At 62.4% G+C, this 3943-nt stretch carries 4 protein-coding genes; 3 read left to right on the plus strand and 1 reads right to left on the minus strand.

What is annotated here, in order from left to right; genetic code table 11:
- From ACYVDE_RS16600 to ACYVDE_RS16610, 3 genes are all read left to right on the plus strand, one after another.
- On the plus strand, nucleotides 1-2208 hold a 2208-nt coding region (locus ACYVDE_RS16600), incomplete at its 5' end, for a TonB-dependent receptor (RefSeq protein WP_460502668.1).
- Entirely contained in the window at nucleotides 2208-3065 is an 858-nt protein-coding gene (locus ACYVDE_RS16605) for a DUF4249 domain-containing protein (protein WP_460502669.1), read from the plus strand. The genes ACYVDE_RS16600 and ACYVDE_RS16605, both read left to right, overlap by 1 nt.
- A gap of 90 nt (nucleotides 3066-3155) precedes the next feature.
- Nucleotides 3156-3587, plus strand: coding sequence for a lipocalin-like domain-containing protein (locus tag ACYVDE_RS16610; protein WP_460502670.1), 432 nt, complete (start codon nucleotides 3156-3158; stop codon nucleotides 3585-3587).
- A gap of 72 nt (nucleotides 3588-3659) precedes the next feature.
- Here the strand turns inward: ACYVDE_RS16610 and ACYVDE_RS16615 are convergent.
- Nucleotides 3660-3943: phosphorylase family protein (locus ACYVDE_RS16615; RefSeq protein ID WP_460502671.1), on the minus strand; the 284-nt coding region annotated here is incomplete at its 5' end.

Below are 3943 nucleotides of genomic sequence, written 5' to 3' on the forward strand. Positions count from 1 at the left end.
GTGGCGGTGCCGGCCCTGGCCACCGGCACGGCGGCCGACTCGGCCGGCCACTACCGCCTAAACCTACCGGCGGGCAAGGTGCAACTGGTGGTTACGTCCATCGGCTACCGCACCATTACCCGCGACCTGACCCTCACCAAAAGCCAGCGCCTGAGCTTCGACCTGGAGGAAAACAACCAGGAGCTGGGCGAGGTGCTGGTGACCGGCAGCGTGAGCCTAGAGCAGAAACTCAAAGCCACGCAGATGGGCGTGGAGCACCTCAGTATTCGCGAGGCGAAGCTGCTGCCGGCCCTGTTTGGTGAAGTTGACATTCTGAAAACCCTGCAACTGAAGCCCGGCGTGCAGAGCGGCGGCGAGGGCACCAGCGGCTTGTTTGTGCGCGGCGGCTCGTCCGACCAGAACCTGGTGCTGCTGGATAACACGGTGGTGTACAACCCCAACCACTTGTTCGGGCTGTTTTCGGTGTTCAACTCCGACGCGGTGCAGAGCGTGGATTTGTATAAGTCAGGCTTTCCGGCGCAGTTTGGCGGACGGCTGTCGTCGGTGGTGGATGTGAAGCTGCGCGAGGGCGACCGGCAGCACTACGTGGCCACGGGCGGCATCGGGCTTATTTCGTCGCGCGGCACGCTTGAAGGGCCGATAAATAAGGGCAAGGGCTCCTTTATTGTGAGCGGGCGGCGCACGTATTTCGATATCTTCACCCGCGCTATCAACAAGCGCAACGAGGGCAAGGAGGACTATAGCCCCATCCCCGATTACTATTTCTACGACCTCAACGCCAAGGCCAACTACACGCTGGGCGAGAAGGACCAGCTGTTTCTGAGCGGCTACCTGGGGCGCGATATTTTCGGGTTCAGCAGTACGGGCGGCTTCAATTTCAGCTTTCAATGGGGCAACACGCTGGGGGCGCTGCGCTGGAACCACGTGTTTTCGCCCAAGCTCTTTGTGAACACTACGGCTTCGGTTTCGGACTACAAGTACAACCTGGCCAACAAGCTCGACCAGTTCAGCTTCTCGCTGGGCTCGCGCATCACCGACTACACCGGCCGCACCGATTTTGAGTACACGCCCGACGACCGGCATCAGGTGAAATTCGGGGCTACGGCCACGCAGCACGTGTTCGGCGTGGGCCGCCTCGATGCTAATTCCGGCGACGGCCGCGTGAACTTTGGCTCCGACGTGAACTACTATGGCCTCGATGGTGCCGTGTATGCCGCCGACAATTACAAGGCTTCCGACAAGCTGCAGCTCGAAGGCGGCCTGCGCCTGACCGGCTTTCGGAGCGGCGACAATCAGTACGGCGGCCTGGAGCCCCGCGCCGCGGCGCGCTACTCGCTGAACGACAAAACCTCGTTCAAGCTGAACTACGCGCTGATGTACCAGTACGTGCACCTCGTTACGAACTCGGGCGCCACGCTGCCGACGGACATCTGGTACCCCTCGCGGCTGCGCGTGAAGCCGCAGCGTTCGCAGCAGGTGAGCGGCGGGGCCAGCTTCCTGCTGGGCGACGGCAAGTACCTGCTCACCAACGAGCTGTACTACAAGTGGGGCCAGAACCAGGTGGATTTTCGCGATGGCGCCCAGCTGTTTGCCAACCCCGAGCTGGATGCGGAATTCATTTTCGGCAAAAGCTGGGCTTACGGCAACGAGATTTACCTCGAAAAGAAAACCGGCCGCACCACCGGTTGGATTGGCTACACGCTGGCCTGGAGCTGGCGCAATTTCCAGCCCCAGAACGGCACCAACGGCGTGAACGGCGGCCGCGACTTCCACCCCAACTACGACCGCCGCCACAACCTGACCGTGGTGGTGCTGCACCAGCTCAACGCCCGCCTGAGCCTCACGGCCAGCTTCATCTACACCTCGGGCAACCTGACCACGCTGCCGCTGGGCCGCTTCGGCGTGCAGGACATTCCGGGCTCCAGCGTGGGCATCGACCCGCGCCCGGTGCCCCTCTACCCCGACCGCAACTCCTACCGCCTCATCCCCTACCATCGCCTCGACCTGGGCGCGGTGTACAAAGTGGGTACCCGCCGCAACAACGACCTGACGCTGAGCATCTACAACGCTTACAACCGCCGTAATGCCTACTTCGTGTTCTTCGATACGGTGAAGGACAAGGCCACCGGGCGCACCACGGGGTTTGCCGCCAAGCAGGTGTCGCTGTTCCCGATTATTCCGTCGCTGACCTATAATTTCCGGTTTTAATGCCTTCCCCACTGAAACCCACTTTCGCCCTGCTCCTGCTGCTGGCCCTGGCCGGCTGCGGCAAGCTGCAAAACGACATCAACGTGCCGCTGCCCACCTACAACGCCGAGCTGGTGCTGGAATGCTACCTTGAGCCCGGCAAGGTGCCCAGCCTGGCCGTGTCGACCTCGGTGCCTTACCTGGGCGCGGTGCTGCCCCAGATACCCACCGACGTGACCGTGACGCTGACCATGCCCAACGGCGCGCTCGTGCCGCTCGAGTTCAAGCCCAACTACAAGGCGCTGATTGATACGGCGTCGGGTGAGAAATTTCACTCCCACCTCGGGCGCGACCCACTGGTGGCCCGGGCCGGCGACGTGTTCAAAATCGACGTGCAGGATACCAAGGGCCGCCACCTCACGGGCAGCACCACGATGATGGCCCCGATTCCGATTGATTCGGTCGAGTACAAGTTCAACGACAAAACCGGTGCCAACCGCAAGGCGTATTTTCTCACCAATTTCCGCGACCCGGCCTCGTCCGACGACTGCTACCGCCTGCAGCTGCACAAGGGCACGCCCACGGCGAAAAACCTGCTGAAATCGCCGGAAGTCGATATGTCGGTGCAGGACCGGCTGCTCAACGGCCAGCCCTTCGTGCTCGGCACCAGCTACCGTTTCAGCGCCGGCGATACCGTCACGGCGACGCTCTATCACACCGACCTGGCGTATTTCCGCTTCCGGCAGTCGGTGCGCGATGCCCGCAACGCCAACGGCAACCCGTTTGCCCAGCCCTCGGCCATCTTCAGCAACGTGCAGGGCGGCGTGGGCATCTTCACGGTGCTCAGCGGCACGATGGCGACGAGGGTGGTGAAATAGTATTTTCGAAAAAAGCTATGGCCTCAGGCAACCTACCAGCCGGACCTAGCATCTACCTGGCATCCTCCACTTTTCATTACCTCCTTTCCAATGAACGCATTCCGCTATACCCTCCTCGCTCTGGCGCTCACGACGCTCAGCCTCGGCAGCTGCAAAAAGGACTCCCCCGCCATGCCGGCCCCCACTGCTCTCTCGCCTTCGCAGCAGCTCACCACCGGCAGCTGGCGCCTCGACCAGATTAAGGAAGCCGGCCAGGTGACCAGTTCCGGGGCCAACATCAAGGACCAGTATTCGCTCACGTTCCGCACCGACGGCACCTACACCCAGAAGCTGCTCGCCGACAACACCACCTACCTCGGCACCTGGATGCTGATGAACAACAACATGGTGCTGCACCTCACCGACAATAAGGGCGCCAGCAACGAATACACCGTGGCCAACCTCTCGCCCACCGAGTTGCGCTACACCTTCCTGAACAAGAACAATACGACGGAAGAGCGCACCTTCTCGGCCCAGCCGTAATTTCATACTCACGCGCCAACAAAAAGGCCCGGGCATGCTGCCCGGGCCTTTTTGTTGCGGTAGCAGCGGGCGCTACAAGCCTGCTACCACTTCCCGAATCAGGGCCGTGAGGCGGGGCTCGGCGGCTCCGGCGGCGGCGAAAATGTCGGCCAGCACCACGGGCTTGAGGTGACCGGGCGCGCACAGGTCGGTAATGACCGATACGGCCAGCACCGGCAGGCCTAGGTGGCGCGCGGCAATGACTTCGGGCACGGTGCTCATACCCACGGCATCGGCCCCGATGGTACGCAGGTAGCGGTATTCGGCGGGCGTTTCGAGCATGGGGCCGGGCACGCTGGCGTACACGCCGCGGCGGG

This window comes from Hymenobacter agri, from assembly GCF_054778495.1.